Here is a 21239-nt window from a genome sequence, read left to right on the forward strand (position 1 = left end):
TCGTCACCACCCGAACGACTCGACGTGGATCGCCGACGCGGGGACGCCGGCGGCGGACAGGGTGTCGGTCACCATCGCGGCCCACCGCTCGGGCCCGCAGAGGAACACGTCGCGCTCGGCGATGTCGGGGACCCACCAGCGCAGGGCGCCGAGGTCGCTGGTGCCGGCGGGTACGCCGCGCCCCAGCCAGGAGCCGTCGGCCCGGCGCCGGCCGGGCAGGGGCAGCACCCGCAGGCCACGCTCGCGGGCCAGCACCTCGAACTCCGGGGCGAACAGCGGCTCGTCGTTGTACCGGTGCAGGAGCACTGCCTCGCCCGGGTGGTAGTGCAGGCCCTCGGCCAGCGCCCGCAGCGGGGTGATGCCGACGCCGGCGCCGATCAGCGCCACCTTGCGACGGGTCCGGGCCCGCGGGGCCAGGCGGCCGTACGGCCCCTCGACCAGCACGCGGGTGCCGGGACGGATGCCGTGCACGGCCGCGCTGCCGTCGCCGAGCGCCTTGACGGTGACCCGCAGCGAGCGGCCGTCGGGGGCGGCGGACAGGGAGTAGGGGTGGGCGCGGGTCCAGCCGCGGCCCAGGAAGCGCCAGAGGAAGAACTGCCCGGGCTCGACCCGCAGCGCGTCGAGGTGGTGGCCGGTCAGGTAGACCGAGACGCTGCCATCGCCCTCGGGCACGACCGAGGTCACCCGCAGCCGGTGCCGCAGGCTGCGCGCCAGGGGCAGGCCGACGCGCCAGACGAGGATCGACCCGGCGGCCAGCGCCCACGCGGACCACCAGAAGATCGTGCTGGCGGTGCTGGTGAGGAACTGCTGCCCGGTCCAGAGCTGGTGGGGCAGCGCGAGGCCGACGCCGAGGTAGGCGTAGAGGTGCAGCAGGTGCCACGACTCGTAGCGCAACCGCTTGCGCGCGGCGCGCAGGCTGGTCACGACGACCATCACCAGCGCGGCGGTGCCGGCGAAGGCCAGCAGCATGCCGGGGTAGTCGAACGTGAGCGTCCACAGCTGGCGGGGGATCGCGACGAGCGAGGCGCCGGCGTACCCCCAGGTGATCAGGACGATGTGGGCCAGCATCAGGGTGAACGAGGAGAAGCCGACCACCCGGTGGTGCTGGGTGAGGCGGTCCTGGCCGAAGGCGCGCTCGAGGATCGGCACCCGGGCCATCAGCACCACCTGCGCCAGCAGCAGCACCGAGGCCCACAGGCCGGTGACCCGGCCGAGGGAGGTCAGGGCGGCCGCGGGGCCGCCGAGGTTGCCGATGCCGGTGAGGTCGGTGATGCCGCCCCCGGCCGCCCACCACCACGTCACCAGCAGCAGGCTGCCGCCGAGCAGGGCGCGGGCGATCCCGCGCACCGTCGCGTCGCTGCCGGCACGGCTCGGGTGCACCGGCAGCGGGGTGGGCCGCCGCGCGGACGCGGCGGCCGGGTGGGAGCGGTCGAGGGCGGTGCTCATGAGTCGGCGTCCGTGTCGCCGTCGTCGTCGTCACCCAGGGGGGGCTGGCCGGGGGCGGGGACCCCGTTGACGTCGGGCGGGAGACCGTGGTCGCCCTGCTGGAACGAGACGTCGCTGAAGCCGTCGCGGCCGTGGTCGTCGCCGGCTGTCACGTGCCCGACCGCGAGGCCGAGGCCGCCGCCGACGACCAGTGCCGCGGCGGCGATGCCGCCGGTGAGCGCCTGGGTGCGGCTGGGGCGGCGGCGCGCCGCAGGAGCGGGCGGAGCCGCCGGGGCGCCGGGGGAGGCCGGGTCGTACGCCGGGTCGACGGGCGGCACGGGGGCCGCGGCCACGCCCTCCACCGGGGCGGCGGGGTCGGGCTCCCAGCGGGAACCGCTGTTCCCGGGCGCGTTCTCGGGAGTGTTCGGGGGGAACTTGTCGTCGGTCATGGGCACAGCCTGCGGCGCCCGTCTGAGGGAGTCCCCGGTGCCACCTGTGAGCCACCTGTGAGCCCCCGGGCGGGCCCGGCAGGGGCGGGCGGTGACAGGATCCCGGTCACGGGTCGGTGACGAACCGGCCACGATCGTTGCCCGCGGACCCCGCGTCTGGTCTGGTAACGGTCGGAACAGGAGGGGGGAGAGGGTGAGCGAGGCGTACGACGTCGGGGAGCTGGGGCGCCCCGGCGGGGTGGCCGTCCGGTGCCAGGGTGTCGTGCACCTCTACCGCACCTTCGAGGGGCACGACGTGGTCGCGCTCCAGGGCGTCGACCTCAGCATCGAGCCCGGCGAGCGGGTCGCGTTCCTCGGCCCCAGCGGCTCGGGCAAGTCGACGCTGCTCACGCTGCTCGGCGGGATCCAGAAGCCCAGCGCCGGCCGGATCTTCCTCGGCGACGAGGAGATCTCGCGGATGGGCGAGCGCTTCCTCTCGCGCGTGCGCGCGCGCCGCGTGAGCACCATGCTCCAGGGCTCCACCCGCAACCTGCTGCCGTACGCCACCGCCCGCCAGAACATCGCCTTCGCCCGCCTCGCGCTGTCGTCGTCGGAGCGCAAGGAGGTGCTCGACGAGCGCGATCTGCTCGCCAAGGTCGGCCTCGAGGAGACCGCCGACCAGGTGGTCTCCACCATGTCCGGCGGCCAGCGGCAGCGCCTGGCCCTGGCCTGCGCGGTCTCCACCGGACCCCAGCTGCTGCTCGCCGACGAGCCCACCAGCCAGCTCAGCCACGAGGACCGCGACCACGTGATCGGCCTGATCCACGACCTCGGCGACGACCTCGGCACCACGATCGTGGTGGTCACCCACCAGCCCGAGGTCGCGGCCACCTTCCCGCGCACGGTCACCATGAAGGGCGGCCGCGTCGGCTCGGAGGGCCGCGACGGCGCGGAGTACGTCGTGATCGGCGCCGAGGGCGTCGTGCACCTCCCCACCCACCTGGCCGCCGAGTGGCCACCGGGCACGCTGGTGCGGATCGAGCCCGAGCAGGTCGACCGGCTGGTCGTCTCGCGCCCCCGCGGCGAGGAGGAGGGACTGGCATGACCACCGAGACCGCCCGCACCGGCGCCCACGCCCGCGTGGCCACCTCGCTGCAGCTCAGCGGCATCTCCTACGTCCTCTCCCGCGCGCTGCTCGACGGCATCGACCTCGAGCTGCGCGCCGGCGAGCTCACCGCGGTGTCGGGCCCGAGCGGCTCCGGCAAGACCACGCTGCTCTCGATCGCCGGCGGGCTCGTCGAGCCCACGACCGGCACCGCGACGTTCGGCGACCGCCCGATGTGGCAGGGGACCGGTGACCCGCGCCCCGAGGTGGCCTTCGTCCTCCAGGTCTACGGCCTGGTGCCGATCCTGTCGGCCCGCGAGAACGTCTCGGTCGCGCTCCGCGCCCGCGGCGTCGGGCCGCGCGAGGCCGACGAGCGCGCCGAGGCGGCCCTCGCCCGCTTCCACATCTCCGACCTCGGTGACCGGCAGGTCGAGGAGCTGTCCGGCGGCCAGATGCAGCGCGTCGCCTGCGCCCGCGGCCTCGTCGTCGGCGCCGGGGTGCTGCTGGCCGACGAGCCCACCAGCGAGCTCGACGAGGGCAACAGGATGCTGGTGCTCACCGAGCTGCGCGCCGAGGCCGAGCGCGGCGCGGTGGTCGTGGTGGCGACCCACGACCCCGCGGTGGTCGACCTGTGCGACACCCACTACGTGCTCGACGAGGGCCGCCTGGTCGACCACGTCGAGGAGGTGCACCTGACCGGCCGGAGCCGCCCCGTGCAGCTGCCGCGGCACGCCGCCCCGGCCGAGCCGGCGGTCCCGGCGGAGCCCGAGCCCGAGGTGCTGCCCGAGCCGCCGCACCCCGAGCACCCCGGGCTGCACGACGAGCCGCACCACGAGCCGCTGCACGAGCCGCTGCACGAGCCGCTGCACGAGTCGCAGCACCGGGCCGCGGACGAGGGACCCGACGACACCGACGACACCGACGACGTGAACGCGGCGTTCCGGCGTCCCGGCCCGTGAGGACCTCCCTGTGAGGCGGACCCTCCGGGGGGCCTGGTCGCGCCGCGGGACCCTGGTGCCCCTCCTCCTGCTCACCACCGTCGTGGTCGGCGGCATCGTCGCGGTGACCGCGCTGGCCGAGGCGTCCGGCACCTCGGTCGCGGTGGCCGTCCCGCTGCTGGTGCTCGGCACGGTCGCCGTGCCCACGACCGGTCGCCAGCTCGCGGCCGCCCGGCGCCGCGAGATCGCCATGGCACGGCTGCGCGGCATCACCGGCGGGCAGCTCTACGTCGTGCTGTCGCTCGAGCCGCTCCTGGTGCTGGTCGCCGGCGCCGTGCTCGGTCTCGGGCTCGGCGCGGCGGTGGTCGCCGTGGCCGCCGACCGGTGGGCGGGCGTCGGGCAGACCGACCTCGGGATCACCGTGCTGCCGCCCGTCGCCGTCGTCGTCGCGGTGGCGCTGCTCGCGCTGCTGGTGGGCATGGCCGGCGCGCTGCGCGAGCCGCTGGCCGACCAGGTGTCGGTGCAGGAGCGCCCGCGCCCGGCCGGCGTGGCGGGCCTGTTCTGGGGCGCGCTGATCGTGGTCGCCGCGGTGGTCGCGACCTACCGCGCCTCGGTCGCGGGCTCCGACGACCCCGGCTGGGTCGTGCTCGCGGGCCCGGCGCTGGTCGGCCTCGCCGCCGGTCAGGTCGCGGTCTGGCTGCTGCGCGGGCTGGCGCGGCTGGCCGTGCCGTGGACGGCGGACCGCGGGTTGCGCGGCTTCCTGGCCTCGCGCCGCCTGGCCCGGGTCGCCGAGGCGGCGACTCCGGTGCGGCTGGTGGTGGCCGCCTCCGCCGTCGCCGCGGTCGCGCTCACGGGGGCCACCCAGGTCGACGCGTGGACCGACGACACCGCCCGCCTGCGCGCGGGCGCGCCGTACCGGGTCGACCTGGCGGGCGGCGCCACTGCCGGTGTCGACGAGGCGCTGGCGCTGTCGCGGGACCTCGACCCCGACGGGCAGTACCTGATGGCCGCTGCCCTGGTGCCCGGCGAGGGCACCGTCGTGGCACGCCGGGCCTTCCTCGACACGGAGCGCTACGACGCCGTGCTCGGTGGCTTCCTCGACGGCACTCCGGCCGACGGCGTCGACGACCTGGTCGCCGGGCTGCGCAGCGGCGAGGGCGTGCGCGTCGTCACCGGGGACGAGGCGTTCGTGACGGTGCGGGGCGTGAGCAGTCGCGAGAGCGGCGACCTGCGCCCCCGGGTGACCGTGCGCTACGCCATCGGCTCCGAGGACACCGGTGCGGCGTCGGCCGACCTGACCATCCCTCTCGACGGCAGCGAGGACACGGCCCGCCTGCCGCTGCGGGGCTGTGACGCCGGGTGCGTGGTCACCGGCCTGACCCTCGACCGGGCCCGCGGTGACGTCGCCCGCCCGTACGTCGTGACCAGGCTCGACGTCGGCGGGGAGGACGCGCTGGCCCTGCCCTGGCGCTCGACCTCGCGCAGCACGATCGCGGGCGCCCCGCCGGGGCCGCAGGTGGTGGACGACGGGCTGCTCGCGCTCGCCCAGCCGCGCCGCCAGACCGCCGCCCCCGAGGCCGCCCGCGGCGCCACTCCGGTGCTCGCCACGACGTCGGCGACCTGGGACGGCGCGTCCCCCACGGTGCAGTCGCCGGGCGGCGACGACCGACCGGCCGAGGTCGTCGGCCGGCTGCAGGCGCTGCCGCTGGTGGAGGCCGACGGGCTGCTCGCCGACCTGCCGCTGGCGGCGGCGGGCGCGCCCCCCACCGTGCCCGCCGCCGAAGTCATGGTGCTCGCCGCCGCCGACACCCCGCCGGGGGTGCTGGCCGACCTCGCCGACGCCGCCGGTTCCGACCCTGTCCCGCTCGCGGACGTCGAGGACGCCACCGCACTCGCGTCGGGTGCCGTGCAGGCCCGCATCTACGCCCTGATGGCGGGCTTCTGCCTCGCCGTCGCCCTGCTCGTGCTCGCCGCCTCGGTCAGCCGCGAGCGCGCCGCGCACAGCCGTGAGGCGGCGGCGCTGCGCGTGGTCGGCGTCCCGCTCGCACAGGTGCGCGGCTCGGCCCGGCGCGAGGTCGGCGCGCTCACGCTCACCGCGGTCGTGGCCACCATCGCCGGTGGGCTGGTCGGGGTCGCGCTCCTGCTCAGCAACCTGACGCTGGTCACGGTCCCGCTGCACGCCGTACCGCTCGAGGTCGGCATCGCCCTGGTGCCGGTCGCGGTCGCCGCCGCCGTGGCCGCGCTGCTGGTGCTCGTCGTCGGCGGCCGCTCGCGCGCGGTCGGCAACGAGGTCTCGCGACCGGCGATCCTGAGGGAGGAGGTCTGATGGCGACCACCGCCCGTCGCGGCGGCATGCTGCCCACCATCCTGCGCGGCATGCGCGCCCGCCTGCTGCTCTCCGTGGGGTCGGTGCTGCTGACCGCGCTGGCGATCGGGTCGGCCACGCTCGGCCCGGTCTTCCAGCAGGCGGTCACCAACTCCTACCTCGTGGCCCGCCTCGACCAGGCCCCCAACCCACTCACCGGCCTGACCTGGACGTGGGCGCCGGTCGCCGGCCAGTCGGCCACCGAGGTGATCGGGCTGGCCGAGGCCGACGCGGACGAGGCGGCCGGCCCCTTCGCACCCGCCCGCGCGCGACTGGAGACCGACCGGGCCGAAGCGCTCGGCGGCGAGGTGCAGCTGATCGCGGCGGCCGACGCGTGCGCCCACCTCGAGATCACCGGGACGTGCCCCGACGAGCCGTTCGAGGTGCTCCTGCTCCAGGGCGACCTCGAGGAACGCGGGCTGAAGATCGGCGACGAGGTCGAGGTCGCCGACCCCATCGGCACGGTCACCGTCACCGGCTCCTACACCGTCGCGCCCGAGGAGGGAGAGTTCTGGTTCGACCTGACCCGGTTCGCGAGCTCCCCGCGCCAGGTCAACCAGCGCACGGGCATCGTCACGCCCTACCGCCCGGCGCCGTTCGTCACCGTGCCCGGCACGTTCGACGAGCTCCCGACCGGCGCGTGGAACGCCCGGGTCGACCGCCAGTTCGACGCGCCGCCCGACCTCACGCTCGACGACCTCGACACCGCGATCCGGACGGCCGCGACGCTCAAGACCGAGGACCAGATCGCCGAGACCGACAACGACGGCAACGCCGGCCCCGGCGCCCCGCGGGCCGCGCCCTCGTGGTCAGTGCTGCACGGAGCCGCCGACGGTGAGGGCGGGCCGCTGGTCGGCGACTCCGTCAACGACCTGCCCCTGATCGCCGCCGAGGTCCGCGACCAGCAGGCGACCGCCCGCGCCTCGATCACGCCGGCGGTGATCTCGCTGGTGCTGGTCGCCCTGGCCCTGCTGCTGCGGCTGCTGATGGCGGCGGCCGACCTGCGCCTCCCCGAGATCGCGCTCGCCTCCTTGCGCGGGCTGACCCGGCGCCAGCTCTGGCGGCTCGGCCTCGCCGAGCCGCTGACCGTGCTGGCGATCTCGGTCCCGATCGGCGGGGTCATCGGGATCGGGCTGTCGGTGCTGCTGGTGCGCTGGTGGCTGGTGCCCGGGCTGCCCCTCCCGCTGCCGTGGACCGCCTGGCTGGCCGGGCTGCTCGTGGTGGTGGCCGCGTTCGGCGTCGCCGTGCTGGCGGTCGGGCTGGTGCTGCGGGTCTCGCTGTCGGAGCAGCTGACCGGCGTCCGGCGGCCGCACGCCTCGAGCCGGGCCTCGGTGCTCGCGCAGCTGCTCCTCGTCGCGGCCGCGGGGTCGGTGCTGGCCAGCAAGCTCGCGGCCGGCGCCCCGAGCAAGCCCGACGTCACCGACCTGGTGCTGCCGGTGCTGCTCGCGCTGGTCGCCGGTGTCGCGGCCACCCGGCTGACCGCGCTGTTCGCCACCTGGCTGACCCGCCGGCGCCGCACCCGCTCGCTCCCGGCGTACGTCGCGTCGCGGGCGATCAGCCGGCGCCAGGAGGGCACGCTGGTCATCCTGCCGGTGACGGCGGCGATCGCGATCTGCGTCTTCGGCGCCGGCGTCTACAGCTCGGCCGCCGACTGGCGGGCCAGCGTCGCGGCGACGAGCGCACCGGCCGACGAGGTGTGGCTCTCGCCGCTGCCGCTGCGGCAGACGGTCGGGCTCACCCACCGGCTGGACCCCGAGGGCGACTACCTGATGGCGGCGAGCACGATCAGCACCCTCGGCCCGACGTACGCCGTCATCGACACCACGCGCCTCGACCGCGTCGCGGCGTGGCAGGACCAGTGGACGCCGGGGCTCGGGGCGGCGGAGGTCGCCGACCAGCTCGGCGTCCAGGAGCAGGTGCCCCTCCTGAGCGGCAGGCGGATCTCGGCGACCATCGACAACGGCGCGGACGTCGACGGCGACCTGACCCTGCGGCTGCGGCTCGACCCGGAGACCGGCGACCGGCCGCACTACGTCTTCCTCGGGCCGTTCCCGCGTGGGGAGCACACGCGGTCGGCGCGGGTCCCGTACTGCGCGGACTTCTGCCGCTTCGACGGCATCACCCTCGGTGGCCCCGCCGCGACCACCGTCGCGATGAACGGGCCGGTGACGATCTCCGACATCTCGGTGGACGGTGCGCCCGTCGAGGGCGCCGTCCAGGGTGCCGGCTGGGGCGTGGCGCCCCAGGCCTCCGGGGCCGATGCGGTGCAGTCGGTGAACAGCGACGGCGAGACCCTCCGCGTCGACGTGCTCTCCGGCAGCTCGCCCGAGATCGTGCAGCTCTCCGCCGGCGGGGTCCCGCTCGCGCTGCCCGTGCTGCGCGGCGTCGACGCCCAGCTGCGCCAGTCCAACGCCGGGTTCGGCGACACCAGCGTCACCGAGTTCGACAGCCGGTCGATCGCGGCCGCCCACAGCGTGCCGCTGCTCGGCCCGGTCGGCACGATGATCGACTACACGATGCTCACGACCGACCGTGACATCTACCCGCAGGACGTGCCCGTCTACGTGCTGGCGCGCGGCGACACCCCGCAGGAGATGACCGACGAGCTGCGCGCCCGCGGCGCCTCGGTGTCGACGACCCTCGACGAGGTGCAGCGCACGCTCGACCAGGGCGCCTACGCGCTCGCGCTGCGGCTCTACGCCGTGGTGGCCGTGCTGGTGCTGGTGATGGCGATGGCCGGGCTCTTCGTGAGCACCGCCGTGCAGCTGCCCTCGCGCCGGCGCGACGCGGCGTCGCTGCGCGTGGTCGGCGTACCCCGCCGCTCGGTGATGTCGGCGGTGGCGCGCGAGCTCGGGGTGGTGCTCGGCGCCACCGCGGTCGCCGGGCTGGCCGCCGGCACCCTCGCGCAGTACGTCGTGCTGCGCACCGTCACCCTCGGCGTCGTCGACACCGTGACCACGCCGGCCCTGGTGGCCGCGGTCGACCCCGGCCGGCTCGTGCTGCTGACCCTCCTCGCCGGCCTGCTCTTCGGCTCCGTCGCGCTGATCAGCGCCGCGCTCTCCGTGCGCGGCGCCCGCGGCGCGACGCTGCGGGAGTCGGCGCGGTGAGTCACAGGAGCCCCACTGGCCCCCCAATTCGCGGGTTGACCCGTGAAATGGTCACTGTCTGACGATCATTTCGGTGCGACAAGGCACAAACCACGGGTTGACCCGTGAATTGCACCCACCCCGCTCACGCCGGCTCCACGCGCCGCCGCATCACGCAGTTGCCGGGGCCCTTGGGCCGGACGTGCTCGAAGCCCGCCCGCTCGAAGAGCGCCCGGGTGCCGGAGTAGGGCACCGACTTCTTCTGGCCCGCGTTGTCGTGCGGGTAGCCCTCGACGACCCCGCCCCCGTCGGCCGCGACGAGGTCGAGCACGCCCTGCAGCACGAGCGCGGACAGTCCCGCCCGCCGGTGGCCCTTGCTGACGAAGAGGCAGGTGATCCGGTAGTCGGGGACCAGGTCGGCCTCGGCGTCGTACTGCTTGCGGTGGTAGATGTTCGGCAGTTCCTCCGGCGTGCCGTACTGGCACCACGCCACCGCCTCGTCGCCGGCGAAGACCAGTGCCGCGTGCGCCCGCCCCTCGCGCACCAGCCGCTCCTTGAGGGCCCGGTTGGCGTCGTAGGTGCGCTCCTTCTCGGCGGGCATCGTGTGGAACCACGTGCACCAGCACCCGCCGAAGACGCCGCCGTGCCGCTCCACCAGCGCCGCGTACGCCTCCCAGGTGTCCGGGCCCAGCGCCCGCACGGCGTACGCCGCGCCCGGCCCGTCCGCCGCGCCCCCCGCGCTCATGCTCCTCAGCCCTCCGGTACCGGCTGGTCGTCGTCGCGCGGCCCGAAGATGCAGAGCTCGTCGAGCTGGCCCGACGTCATCGCGGGCGAGCCCCAGGCCGCCATCTGCGACCGCGACCGCCGCGAGAACAGCGAGCGGAACAACTCGTAGGGCGACACCGACGCCTCGTCGCCGCCCGCGCCGTAGGTCGCGTCGCCGACCCGCAGCGTCACCGGCGCGGCGGCCAGCATCCCGGGCGCGACGGCGTCGAGCACCGGTCGCCACAGGGCGTCGTCCATCCGCCCGAGCCCGAGCCCCTCGTGCAGGTCGGCGTGGTGCACCGCGACGTCCCACACGATCGCCGGTCGCGGGTTGCCGTCGACGAGGGCCGCTACCGGTGCGACGTTGCCGCGCATCTCGGCGACCAGCTCGGCCACGGTGAGGCCTTCGCGCTCGGAGACGTGCCGCGCGGTCCACGAGCGACCGGGGGCGCCGTCCATGCGCCCGGCGACGCCGTCGGACGGCCCGCCGGCCAGGTGCGCGAGCACCTGCCGCACGGTCCACTCCGGTGTTGCCGCGACCCGGACCGCGGGCCGGTCGCTGCCCGGGTCGCGGTCGAGGTCTTCAGCCAGTGCGGTCACTGCCGCGACGTTGTCGGCGTACAGCGCTCCCCAGTCGGTGCCCACGGGGCCCACCCTAGGCCGCCGAAGGCCCCGCTAGAACTGCTCGAAGAGGCAGAACGGGTGTCCCGCCGGGTCGATCAGCACCCGGCAGTCCGCCTCCGGCTGGTACGACGCCTCGCGCGCGCCGATCTCCAGGGCGCGGGCCGTGGCGGAGCCGAGGTCGTCGACCACGATGTCGAGGTGCAGCTGCATCTGCTGGTCGCTCGGCCCGCCGGGCCAGGTCGGCTCGCGGTGGAACTGCTCGCGCTGGAAGGCCAGGCCCGGCCCGCCCCCGCTCGGCTCGAGACGCACCCAGTCGTCCTGGTCGTCGACGACGGCGTAGCCGAGCAGCTGCTGGTAGAACGCCGCCAGCCCCCGCGGGTCGGTGGTGCCCAGCACGGTGCAGCCGAGCCGGAACGTGGACGGGCCGGAGCCGGGGGTCGAGGTCGCCATGCTGGTCAGGGTAGAAAGGGCGCAGAAATGGCCACACGGACGGTCGGATCCGTGCGGTGGCGTTCGTGGACAGGGTGAGCCGGACCCGTCGGGGGTCCGCGAGGCGAGGAGTCGAGATGACCCAGGACCTGCTGTCCCTGCCCCACGTCGAGGGCGAGCCCACCCCGGAGACCGCCTGACGTGCTCGACGACCGCGACGAGATCGAGCGGATCTTCCGGGAGGAGCACGGCCGGGTGGTCGCCTCGCTGGCCCGCCGCTTCGGCGACCTCGACATCGCCGAGGAGGCCGCCGCGGAGGCGCTGCTGGTGGCCGTGGAGCGGTGGCCGGTCGACGGCGTGCCGCCCAACCCCGGCGGGTGGTTGACCACGACGGCCGGCAACCGCGCGATCGACCGGATCCGTCGCGCGTCGAAGAGCGACGCCAAGCACCGGCAGGCCGCGATGCTCCACGACGACACCCCCCACGCGCCGACCGGACCCGTCACCGACGACCGGCTGCGGCTGATGTTCACCTGCTGCCACCCCGCCCTCGCACCCGAGGCGCGGGTGGCGCTGACGCTGCGCATGCTCGGCGGGCTGACCGTGCCCGAGATCGCCGCGGCCTTCCTCGTCTCCGAGAGCACGATGGGGCAGCGGATCACCCGGGCCAAGCGCAAGATCAAGGACGCCGGGATCCCCTTCCGCGTGCCCGACGCCGAGGACCTCCCGGCGCGGGTCCACGGGGTGCTCGCGGTGCTCTACCTGGTCTTCAACGAGGGGTACCTCGCGACCGCCGGCGACGAGCCCGCCCGCGCCGACCTCACCGCCGAGGCGATCCGGCTCGGGCGGCAGCTGCACGAGCTGATGCCCGAGGAGCCCGAGATCACCGGCCTGCTGGCCCTGATGCTGCTGACCGAGGCCCGGCGGGCCAGCCGGTTCGCCGGCGGCGAGCTGGTGCCGCTCGGCGAGCAGGACCGCGGCGGCTGGGACCGCGCGCTGATCGCCGAGGGCCACGACCTCGTGCGCCAGTGCCTGGCGCTCGGCCGGCCGGGGCAGTACCAGCTGATGGCCGCCGTGAACGCCGTGCACACCGACGCCCCCACGGTCGCCGACACCGACTGGGCGCAGGTGGCCGCGCTGTACGGCCAGCTCGAGGCCGTGGCGCCCTCGCCGCTGGTCACGCTCAACCGGGCGGTCGCCGTCGCCGAGCTCGACGGCCCCGGGGTCGCCCTGGCCACGGTCGACCGGCTGGTCGTCGAGACGCCGGTGCTGGCGTCGTACCACGCCTTCCACGCGACCCGCGCCGACCTGCTGCGCCGGCTCGGCCGCAGCGCGGAGGCGCGGGAGGCCTACGACGCCGCGATCGCGGCCACCGCCAACGAGGCCGAGCGGGCCTACCTCGCGCGCCGACGCCGCACCCTCGCCGGCTGACGCCCGACCTGGGCGGGAAAGCCTCTTGCCCTCGCGCGACAGTCGACGTACGCTCGCGATATATCGCCGACTGTCGCCCGACAGTCGCCGGGATCGGGTCGAGGGAGGACGTCATGGGTGGACGCGGAGGCTGGGGCTCCGGATGGCCGGAGCAGCAGTGGGGCGGCCACGGCGGCCCCGAGGGTCACGGCGGCCACGGCAGCCGGTCGGGCCCGCCGCCCTGGCTGGCCGGGCTGTTCGGGCAGATCGCGGCGAACGCCGCACCGCCGTCGCGCGCGCCGAAGGTGCGCCGCGGCGACGTGCGCGCGGCGATCCTCGACGTCCTGCGGGCCGAGCCGATGAACGGCTACCAGGTGATCACCCAGATCGCCGAGCGCACCGACGGCGCGTGGCGGCCGAGCCCCGGCTCGGTCTACCCGACCATCTCCCAGCTCGAGGACGAGGGCCTCGTCGAGGCCGTCGACGACGAGGGCGGGCGCCGCCGGCTCAAGCCGACCCCGGCCGGCTGGACCTACATCGAGACCCACGCCGACGAGCTCGCCGGGGTGTGGAAGCCGTTCGCGCGGCCCGAGCCCCGGGAGGCGGGCAGCGGTGACTTCGCCTCGCTCAAGCCCGAGATCGGCCAGGTCATGAACGCCGCGTGGCAGATCATCACCACCGGCACCGAGCAGCAGAAGCGCGATGCCATCGACGTCCTGGTCGACACCCGGCGCAGGCTCTACGGCCTGCTCGCGGAGGGAGACGTCCAGTGACCGCGACGTACGGCGGGAGCGGAGGCAGCGCGAAGGGGCGTGGCCGCCAGGACCACTGGGTCCGGATGGGCCAGGCGGGTTGGGCCGGCTGGCAGGCCTGGCAGGAGCAGGCCCGCACCGGCGCCCCGCCCGCCCGGGCCGACCAGCTGCGGATGAGCGACGCCGACCGCGACCAGGCGGCGGCGGCGCTCGGGGAGCACTACGCGCAGGGCCGGATCACCACCGAGGAGCACGCCGAGCGGCTCGACCGGATCTGGTCGGCCCGCACGGGCGCCGAGCTCGCCCCGCTCTTCGCCGACCTCCCGGCGCCCGGGCCGCTCACGCCCCCGCCCGCCCCGACGCCCCCGCCCCGACGAGGCTGGAGCCCGCCGGTCGTGCGGACGTGGCGCGGGCCGCGGCTCTTCCCGCTGCTGCTGATCGCCCTCGTGATCGGGGTGTTCACCGAGGCCCACGTCTTCCCGCTGGTGCTGGTCGCCGGCCTGGTCTGGCTGGTCTTCCGGCGCGGTCGGTGCTCGAGTCACTTCCGTCACTGAGGCCACCCATTTCGCGGGTCAACCCGTGAATTGGTCCCTGTCGCACCGAGACAACCCTGCGACAGTCACCATTTCCGTCCGGGAGTCCGGGCGCCGTCCGACCCGGTCCCGCGGCGCTCAGAGCTCGGCGAGCAGTTCGTCGTACCACGCGAAGCAGAGCGGCGAGAGCTCCGCCAGCGGCGCCGCGCCGACCGCGCCCGGCACCAGCGCGACCACCCGCGCCGCGACGTCGGGGGGCAGGTCGGTGTCGAGGTAGCGCAGGCCGTAGTCGTGGCGCCACGGGCAGTGCCGCACCCGGAGCATCCGCACCACCGGCCCCAGCCCGAAGCGCAGGTAGAGGTCGAGCGCCTCGGCGAGGTGGCCCCGGGCGAGTGCGCGCGCGACCAGCCACTCGCCCGTGGCCCGCCGCTGGCGGACCTGCTCGAGGGCGGAGGCGATCGCGGCCGCCATCGCCTCCGGGTCGTCGTCCCGGAGCTGCACCAGGCCCTCGGGGTCGTGCAGCACGATCGGGGTCCCGTGTCGCCGGACGTCGACGAACCGGTGCTCGTCGGAGAGCGACGAGAGGTGCAGGTCGACCAGCCGCGTGGGCTCCTCGAGCAGCCCCGCCCGGGCCTGGTGGTTGACGAAGCACTGCCGCCCGTCGGGCCAGACCTCGCGCGGCAGCTCCCAGACGTGGTCGACCTCGAAGTCGGCGCGGATGCCGGCCAGCCAGCGCTCGTAGACCTCGTCGTGGGTCCCCGGCGTCACGAGCACCTCGACGTCGATGTCCGACCAGTCGTCGTAGCCACCCGTCGCGGCCGACCCACCCACCCACACCACGCGGACGTCGTCGTCCGCGGCCGCTCGGCGCCGCAGCCAGTCGAGCCAGTCGTCGTAGCGGGACAGGTCGGCGGGGGCGAGGTCGGCCATGCGCAGGAGCCTGCCAGCCCGCCGCCCGCCCGGGCAGGTTTGAGGACGTCTCGATGTGGCAACGGTCACCGACGGACCCCTCTCGGAAAGGCCCCGTCATGGCCGACGTACGACGCCCCGACCGCCCCGCGACCCCGCCCCGTCCAGCCCGGACGGCAGGCACCTGGCCCCTCATCGTCGCCCTGCTCGTGCCGGCGGTGGTGATCCCCCTGCTGGTCCCGCTCTACGACTCCGAGGAGCCGACGCTCGCAGGGTGGCCCTTCTACTTCTGGTTCCAGATGGCGATGATCCCGCTGGCGGTCGTGCTCACGGTCGCCGCCTACTACCTCGCCAAGCGCGCCGACCGCCACGCCCGCGAGGCGCGCGCCCACGCCGGTGACGGAGAGCGGGGGGCCGGCCGGTGATGAGCGACGTCAGCACCGTGGCGTTCAGCGTCTTCCTGTTCCTCTTCCTGCTCGTCACCGTGCTCGGCTTCGCGGCCGCTCGCTGGCGCCGCGCGCAGGCGCTCGACAACCTCGACGAGTGGGGCCTCGGCGGCCGCGGCTTCGGCACCTTCATCGCGTGGTTCCTGCTCGGCGGCGACCTCTACACCGCGTACACCTTCATCGCCGTCCCCGCCCTGCTGTACGCCGGCAGCGCGATCGGCTTCTTCGCGGTGCCCTACACCGTCGTGGTCTACCCGCTGATCTTCCTGTTCCTGCCGCGCCTCTGGTCGGTCTCGCACCGCCACGGCTACGTGACCCCGGCCGACTTCGTGCAGGGCCGGTACGACAGCCGCCCGCTCGCGACCGCCGTGGCCCTGACCGGGATCCTCGCCACGATGCCCTACATCGCGCTGCAGCTCGTCGGCATCGAGGTCGTGCTGCAGGTGATGGGCATCGGGTCCGAGGAGAGCAGCTGGCTGGTCAACCACCTCCCCCTGTTCATCGCCTTCGCGGTGCTGGCGGCCTACACCTACTCCTCCGGGCTGCGCGCCCCCGCGCTGATCGCCTTCGTCAAGGACGCCCTGATCTACGTCGTGATCCTGGTCGCCGTGATCTACCTGCCGACCCAGCTCGGCGGGTGGGAGGCGATCTTCGCCAAGGCCACCGACTCCTTCGCGAGCTTCAACGCCGACAACGCCGACGCCATCGCGGCCGGCACGGCGGCGCCCCAGGCCGCGATCCCGGGCCCGCTCGCGCACTGGGCCTACGCCTCGCTCGCGCTCGGGTCGGCGCTGGCGCTGTTCATGTACCCGCACTCGGTGACCGCGGTGCTCTCGACCCGCGAGCGCTCGGTGATCCGGCGCAACGCCGCGCTGCTCCCGGCGTACTCCTTCCTGCTCGGGCTGCTCGCCCTGCTCGGCTTCGTGGCGATCGCCGCGGGCGTGCAGGTGACCAACGCCCAGCAGGCGGTGCCGCAGCTGTTCGAGAACGAGTTCCCCGACTGGTTCGCCGGCGTGGCGTTCGCGGCCATCGTGATCGGGGCGCTGGTGCCGGCGGCGATCATGTCGATCGCGGCCGCCAACCTCTGGACCCGCAACATCTACAAGGCCTTCCTCAACCGCGACGCGACCCACGCCCAGGAGGCGCGGCAGAGCAAGGTCGCCTCGCTGCTGGTGAAGTTCGGGGCGCTGGCCTTCGTGCTGTTCGTGACCACGCAGTACGCCCTCGACCTGCAGCTCCTCGGCGGCGTCTGGATCCTGCAGACCTTCCCGGCCATCGTGATCGGGCTCTACACGCGGTGGTGCCACCGGTGGGCGCTCTTCGCCGGCTGGGCGGTCGGCATGGCCTACGGCACCCTCGTCGCCTACCAGAACCCCAAGGTCGGCCAGCCCGGCACCCACTTCGGCAGCCCGCTCAACGAGTTCCCGTTCACCGACACGCTGGTCTACATCGGGCTCACCGCCGTGCTGCTCAACCTCGTGGTGATGGCGGTGCTCACGGCGGTGCTCCGGGCGATGAAGGTCGACGAGGGCGTCGACCACACCCGCCCCGACGACTACGCCGCCGACCTGGGCGACGAGCGCGTGGAGGCCGAGCTCGACCCGTTCGAGACGCCCGCGCACTAGCAGCCGGGCCGCTAGGTTCGGGGCGTGACCACGCCCTCGTTCGAGCTCGGCCAGGACCACCTCGACCTCCGCGCGTGGGTGCACGACTTCGCCGCCGAGGTCGTGCGCCCGGCGGCGGCGGAGTGGGACGAGCGCGAGGAGTTCCCCTGGCCGGTGGTCGAGGAGGCCGCGAGGGTGGGGCTCTACTCCCTCGACTTCGTCGCCGCGCAGGCCGTCGACGAGACCGGGCTCGGCTTCCCGATCGCGATGGAGGAGCTCTTCTGGGGTGACGCCGGCATCGGTCTCTCGATCGTGGGCACCGCCCTGGCCGCGGCCGGGGTGCGCGCCACCGGCACCGACGAGCAGGTGATGGAGTGGGTGCCGGCGATGTACGGCACGCCGGGTGACCTCAAGCTCGGCGCCTTCTGCTCCTCCGAGCCCGACGCAGGCTCCGACGTCGGTGCGATGCGCACCCGTGCGACGTACGACGAGGCGCACGACGAGTGGGTCCTCGACGGCACCAAGACCTGGGCGACCAACGGCGGCATCGCCGACGTCCACGTCGTCACCGCCGTCGTCGACCCCGACCTGCGCGCGCGGGGGCAGGCCTCGTTCGTGGTGCCGCCCGGCACGAAGGGCCTCAGCCAGGGCCAGAAGTTCCACAAGCACGGCATCCGCGCGTCGCACACCGCCGAGGTCGTGCTCGACGGCGTGCGGGTGCCGGGCCGCTGCCTGCTCGGCGGCAAGGACAGGCTCGACGAGCGGCTGGCCCGCGCCCGTGCCGGCGGTGGCGCGCGCGGCAACGCCTCGATGGCGACCTTCGAGCGCACCCGACCGGCCGTCGGCGCCCAGGCGATCGGCATCGCCCGCGCGGCGTATGAGGTGGCGCTCGACTACGCGAAGGCCCGCGAGCAGTTCGGCAAGCCGATCATCGAGAACCAGGCGATCGCCTTCGCGCTGGCCGACATGGTGACCTCGATCGAGGCCTCGCGCCTGCTGGTGTGGCGCGCGGCGTGGATGGCCCGGCAGGGCAAGGCGTTCGGCCAGGCGGAGGGGTCGATGTCGAAGCTCTTCGCCGGTGAGACCGCCGTGCGCGTCACCGGCCAGGCGATGCAGATCCTGGGCGGCAACGGCTTCACCCGCGACTACCCCGTGGAGCGGATGGCCCGCGACGCGAAGATCTACACGATCTTCGAGGGCACCTCGGAGATCCAGCGGCTGGTCATCGCGCGGACGGTCTCCGGCGCCCCGATCCGGTGACGCCCGCCCCTGCGGGGTACCCGGTCACCGGGCCCCGTCGGAGGGGGAGGAGCGAGGCGAAGGAGGGCGGCATGGCGACGGCGCCGACGCCGCGGCGCGAGCGGTGGCGTGACCCGGTGCTGTGGACCGGGGTCATCCAGCTGGTGAAGACGGCGGCAGCCGGGGTGATCGCCTGGGTGGTCGCGACCACGGTCCTCGACCTGCCACAGTCGTTCCTGGCCCCGTGGGCCGCGCTCCTGGTCGTGCACTCGACCGTCTACCGCACCTTCGCGCAGGGGTCCCGACAGGTCGCAGCCGCCGTGGTCGGCGTCGTGCTCGCCTGGGCCGTCGGCCACGTGCTCAGCCTCGACGCGACCGCCGTGGCCGTGGTCCTGCTGGTGGGCCTGCTGCTGGGCTCGATGCGCTGGTTCGGTGCCGAGGGCACCACGCTGGCCGCGACCGCGCTCGTCGTGCTGACCACCGGCTTCACCGACGAGGACACCATGCTGTTCTCGCGGCTGGCCGACACCGGCATCGGCATCGGGGTCGGCCTCGCGGTCAACCTGCTCGTGTGGCCGCCGCTGCGGCGGCGCACCGCCATCGCCGCGATGGACCAGCTCGACGACCGGCTCGGGGAGCTGGTGGTGGACCTCGCCGGCGGGGTCGAGCGCGGCTTCGACGACGTCGACGCCGAGCGGTGGCTCGACCGGGTCGCCGAGCTCGACGACGACGTCGACCGGGCCTGGTCGCTGGTGCGTCAGGCCCGGGAGAGCGCCCGGATGAACCCCCGCCGCTCGGCGCAGGTGCTGCGCGAGCCGCGCGAGTGGGTGGGCCTGCTCCGGCGGGTCGAGCAGGCGCTCGCCGAGATCCGGAGCACCGTGCGCACGCTCACCCGGGCGCTCGACGACGAGGTGAGCTGGCGGCCGGACTTCCGCGACGGGTACGTCGACGTGCTGCGTGCGGTCGGCCGCGCCATCGCGAGCACCGACCCGGAGCCGGTCCGGCAGTGCCACGTGCTGCTCGCGGACCTCGTCACGCGGGTGGAGGCGAGCGGCTCGACGACGCGCCTGTGGCCGGTGTACGGCGGGCTGCTGGTCAACCTGCGCAACATCCTCGACGCCATGGACGAGGTGGCCGCCGCGAACCCGATGGTGCAGCCGCCGCTGCCCTTCGCCCGCCGGGCGCGGCCGTGACCCGGCACCGCTTCCGTGGCGCTATCGCCGGCGCCGGCTCCACCTCGGGCGTCCGCCTCGTCGTCGGTCGCTGGACCGACACCCCGCTCGGCGCCTTCGCCGACGTGATGCTCGAGGACGCCACCGGCCACCGGGTCCTGCTGGCGCCGAGCGAGGAGGTCGCGCACTTCGTCACCGCCACCTACACCTTCGACGAGACCCGGATCGAGGCGGTCACCGTCGAGGTGACGCCCGCCGGCTGGCGGGTCACCGCGCCGTCGCTCGAGGCCGCGCTCGGCGTCGGCGGGCGCTCCCCGCTCGGCCGCGCGCTGCGCGTCGTACCGCCGCGGCTGGCGGAGTCCCCGGCCTGGTGTGCCCTCACCGACCCCGTCGCCCGGGTGGTGCTGCGCGGCGTCCGGACCCGTGGCGCGGCCCGCGCCGGGCGCCGCGAGTCGTACGGCGCCACCGACGTGCACGCCGTCACCTCACTCGCCGGGACCTGGGACGGCGCCGACCTCGGCACCCTCGCCCCCGTCGACCCGCCGTGCCGCTTCGGCTTCTCCTCGACCCCGCGGCGCCCGTCGGTCACGACGGTGGTGACGACCGTGGACGTGCTCAGCTGACCTCGAGGTCGCTGTCGGCGTTGAACACCACCAGGCTCGCGCCCTCCGCGCGGCAGCCGGCGGTCGCCTTCGCGGCCGGGGAGTCGAGCTGGCTGTCGTCCACCGGCTCCTCGAGGGCCATGCCGCCGCCCCCGTGGATGCCGTCGCCGGGAGCCACCTCGGTGTCGTCGGGCAGCACCAGCACCTGGCGCCCGTCGTCCCAGCTGGTGCCGCCCGGCCAGAGCACGGCGGAACCGTCGAGCAGCAGGCACCCGTCCTCGTAGGAGAGGGTGCCGCCGACGATCGCGTCCATGGAGTCGCCGCCGCCGAACCAGCCGTTCGAGTGCGACACCACCGGCCCGTCGACCTCGATGCCGCCCCGCCCGGTGGTCCACCACGCGACGATGACCGCGGCGACCACCACGGCCGCCACCGCTCCCGCCAGACGCCCCCCTCGCACCCGGTCAGCATGGCAGTCCCCGGTGGCCGGTGCGGCGGTTTGCCGGCGGCGCGGCCCACGTCGGCCTAGGCTCGGCTCCCCGTCGATCCCGGGAGGCGCCGTGCTCCGACCTGTCCTGACCGCCGTCGTGGCCTGCGCGGTGCTCGTGCCGACCACGCCGAGCGCGCTGGTGGCCGCGGCGGCCACCGTTGCGCGGTGCTCCGGCACCACCGCGACCGTGGTCGGGACGTCGGGAGACGACGACCTCGTGGGCACCCCAGGCGCTGACGTGTTCGCGGCGTACGGCGGCGACGACACGATCATCGGCGGGGGCGGCTCGGACGTCGTGTGCGCGGGGCGGGGCCACGACACGGTGCTCGGCGGCGGGGGGCGCGACTACCTGGTGGGCGCCCGCGGCGCAGACGTGCTGCGTGGTGGTCCGGGCGACGACCGGCTCAACCCCGAGGCTGGCGGTGGAGGGGTGTACGCCGGCCCGGGCAACGACATCGTCGAAGGCCGCTCCGGCGCGCTGCGCGAGGCTCGCGGTGGCGCCGGGGACGACATCGTGCTCGTCGCGTTCGCGGACGGGCAGCGGTTCCGCGTCGCCGCAGGAGGGGGCGTCGACCTCGTGACGCTGGTGAGGTCGGCGCCCACCCCGGGCACGCCCGCCGAGCTCAGGCTGCAGGGCGGACGGGTGCTCGCCGACGCGCGCCGGACCGGCACCGTGCGGGGCGCCGAGCGGTTCCACGTCGACGGCGGCCGGCTCTGGCGGGTGCTCGGCACCGACAGCAGGGACGACGTGTTCGGAGGGGTCACCCCGTTGCGGGTGCGGACCTTCGCCGGTCGCGATCGCGTCGCGGGGTCGGTCGGGTCCGACGTCATCGACACCGGCGCCGGCCACGACCACGTCGACGGCATGGGCGGCGCGGACACCTGCCGGCACTGGGAGACCGGCCGCTGCTGACGCC

At 75.1% G+C, this 21239-nt stretch carries 20 protein-coding genes; 13 read left to right on the forward strand and 7 right to left on the reverse strand.

The features are described 5' to 3' along the window. Positions 1–3 precede the first annotated feature (3 nt). Together ACFPGP_RS06595 and ACFPGP_RS06600 are read right to left on the reverse strand one after the other, a co-directional pair. The gene (locus ACFPGP_RS06595) at positions 4–1446 is read right to left on the reverse strand and encodes a ferredoxin reductase family protein (protein WP_378588538.1); all 1443 of its coding nucleotides are present in this window, start codon (positions 1444–1446) and stop codon (positions 4–6) included. Continuing rightward, positions 1443–1874: a hypothetical protein gene (locus ACFPGP_RS06600; RefSeq protein ID WP_378588541.1), complete on the reverse strand. Its 432-nt coding sequence runs from the start codon at positions 1872–1874 to the stop codon at positions 1443–1445. The genes ACFPGP_RS06595 and ACFPGP_RS06600 overlap by 4 nt, the downstream gene beginning before the upstream one ends. Positions 1875–2067: 193 nt before the next feature. Between ACFPGP_RS06600 and ACFPGP_RS06605 the strand changes: the two genes are divergently transcribed. From ACFPGP_RS06605 to ACFPGP_RS06620, 4 genes are read left to right on the forward strand one after another with little or no spacing between them, the layout of a single operon-like run. Next, complete coding sequence (locus tag ACFPGP_RS06605; RefSeq protein WP_378588544.1) at positions 2068–2958, forward strand: ABC transporter ATP-binding protein; 891 nt, start codon at positions 2068–2070, stop codon at positions 2956–2958. Further along, positions 2955–3917, forward strand: a complete 963-nt coding sequence (locus ACFPGP_RS06610; protein WP_378588547.1) for an ABC transporter ATP-binding protein — start codon at positions 2955–2957, stop codon at positions 3915–3917. Before ACFPGP_RS06605 ends, ACFPGP_RS06610 begins: the two co-directional genes overlap by 4 nt. 10 nt (positions 3918–3927) lie before the next feature. Next, positions 3928–6222 (forward strand): FtsX-like permease family protein, encoded by a 2295-nt coding sequence (locus ACFPGP_RS06615; RefSeq protein ID WP_378588550.1) that lies wholly within the window; start codon positions 3928–3930, stop codon positions 6220–6222. Continuing rightward, a complete protein-coding gene (locus tag ACFPGP_RS06620; RefSeq protein ID WP_378588552.1) occupies positions 6222–9368 on the forward strand; it encodes an FtsX-like permease family protein in 3147 nt (1048 codons plus the stop codon). Before ACFPGP_RS06615 ends, ACFPGP_RS06620 begins: the two co-directional genes overlap by 1 nt. 124 nt (positions 9369–9492) lie before the next feature. Here ACFPGP_RS06620 and ACFPGP_RS06625 read toward each other — a convergent pair whose 3' ends face one another. The 3 genes from ACFPGP_RS06625 to ACFPGP_RS06635 are packed head-to-tail and all read right to left on the reverse strand — an operon-like array spanning position 9493 to position 11186. Beyond that, a complete protein-coding gene (locus tag ACFPGP_RS06625; RefSeq protein WP_378588555.1) occupies positions 9493–10092 on the reverse strand; it encodes a GNAT family N-acetyltransferase in 600 nt (199 codons plus the stop codon). Between the two features lie 5 nt (positions 10093–10097). Continuing rightward, entirely contained in the window at positions 10098–10757 is a 660-nt protein-coding gene (locus ACFPGP_RS06630; protein ID WP_378588556.1) for a hypothetical protein, read from the reverse strand. Positions 10758–10787: 30 nt separating this feature from the next. Then, positions 10788–11186 carry a VOC family protein gene (locus tag ACFPGP_RS06635; RefSeq protein WP_378588559.1) on the reverse strand — a complete coding sequence of 133 codons (399 nt, stop codon included), beginning with the start codon at positions 11184–11186 and terminating at the stop codon, positions 10788–10790. Positions 11187–11366: 180 nt separating this feature from the next. Here ACFPGP_RS06635 and ACFPGP_RS06640 point away from each other — a divergent pair, with 180 nt between their 5' ends. The 3 genes from ACFPGP_RS06640 (at position 11367) to ACFPGP_RS06650 (ending at position 13881) form a co-directional block, all read left to right on the forward strand. After that, complete coding sequence (locus ACFPGP_RS06640; RefSeq protein ID WP_378588562.1) at positions 11367–12596, forward strand: RNA polymerase sigma factor; 1230 nt, start codon at positions 11367–11369, stop codon at positions 12594–12596. Positions 12597–12709: 113 nt separating this feature from the next. Further along, positions 12710–13348: a PadR family transcriptional regulator gene (locus ACFPGP_RS06645; protein ID WP_378588564.1), complete on the forward strand. Its 639-nt coding sequence runs from the start codon at positions 12710–12712 to the stop codon at positions 13346–13348. Beyond that, positions 13345–13881 carry a DUF1707 SHOCT-like domain-containing protein gene (locus tag ACFPGP_RS06650; protein ID WP_378588567.1) on the forward strand — a complete coding sequence of 179 codons (537 nt, stop codon included), beginning with the start codon at positions 13345–13347 and terminating at the stop codon, positions 13879–13881. Before ACFPGP_RS06645 ends, ACFPGP_RS06650 begins: the two co-directional genes overlap by 4 nt. 117 nt (positions 13882–13998) lie before the next feature. Here ACFPGP_RS06650 and ACFPGP_RS06655 read toward each other — a convergent pair whose 3' ends face one another. Further along, on the reverse strand, positions 13999–14790 hold the full coding sequence (locus ACFPGP_RS06655) for a nucleotidyltransferase domain-containing protein (RefSeq protein ID WP_378588569.1): 792 nt from the start codon (positions 14788–14790) through the stop codon (positions 13999–14001). A gap of 98 nt (positions 14791–14888) precedes the next feature. On the opposite strand from ACFPGP_RS06655, the gene ACFPGP_RS06660 reads away from it, so the two are divergent. The 5 genes from ACFPGP_RS06660 (at position 14889) to ACFPGP_RS06680 (ending at position 19853) form a co-directional block, all read left to right on the forward strand. Beyond that, complete coding sequence (locus tag ACFPGP_RS06660) at positions 14889–15194, forward strand: DUF3311 domain-containing protein (protein ID WP_378588571.1); 306 nt, start codon at positions 14889–14891, stop codon at positions 15192–15194. Next, on the forward strand, positions 15194–16840 hold the full coding sequence (gene mctP, locus ACFPGP_RS06665; RefSeq protein WP_378588574.1) for a monocarboxylate uptake permease MctP: 1647 nt from the start codon (positions 15194–15196) through the stop codon (positions 16838–16840). The genes ACFPGP_RS06660 and mctP overlap by 1 nt, the downstream gene beginning before the upstream one ends. 24 nt (positions 16841–16864) lie before the next feature. Continuing rightward, positions 16865–18079, forward strand: a complete 1215-nt coding sequence (locus ACFPGP_RS06670) for an acyl-CoA dehydrogenase family protein (RefSeq protein ID WP_378588577.1) — start codon at positions 16865–16867, stop codon at positions 18077–18079. 71 nt (positions 18080–18150) lie between these two features. Then, entirely contained in the window at positions 18151–19251 is a 1101-nt protein-coding gene (locus ACFPGP_RS06675; RefSeq protein ID WP_378588579.1) for an FUSC family protein, read from the forward strand. Then, positions 19248–19853: a hypothetical protein gene (locus ACFPGP_RS06680; RefSeq protein ID WP_378588582.1), complete on the forward strand. Its 606-nt coding sequence runs from the start codon at positions 19248–19250 to the stop codon at positions 19851–19853. Before ACFPGP_RS06675 ends, ACFPGP_RS06680 begins: the two co-directional genes overlap by 4 nt. Here the strand turns inward: ACFPGP_RS06680 and ACFPGP_RS06685 are convergent. After that, a complete protein-coding gene (locus tag ACFPGP_RS06685; protein ID WP_378588584.1) occupies positions 19846–20292 on the reverse strand; it encodes a hypothetical protein in 447 nt (148 codons plus the stop codon). The genes ACFPGP_RS06680 and ACFPGP_RS06685 overlap by 8 nt on opposite strands. A gap of 100 nt (positions 20293–20392) precedes the next feature. Between ACFPGP_RS06685 and ACFPGP_RS06690 the strand changes: the two genes are divergently transcribed. Continuing rightward, positions 20393–21235, forward strand: a complete 843-nt coding sequence (locus ACFPGP_RS06690) for a calcium-binding protein (RefSeq protein ID WP_378588586.1) — start codon at positions 20393–20395, stop codon at positions 21233–21235. Positions 21236–21239: the final 4 nt, after the last annotated feature.

This window comes from Nocardioides taihuensis (genome assembly GCF_042657275.1).
Lineage (GTDB): Bacteria > Actinomycetota > Actinomycetes > Propionibacteriales > Nocardioidaceae > Nocardioides > Nocardioides taihuensis.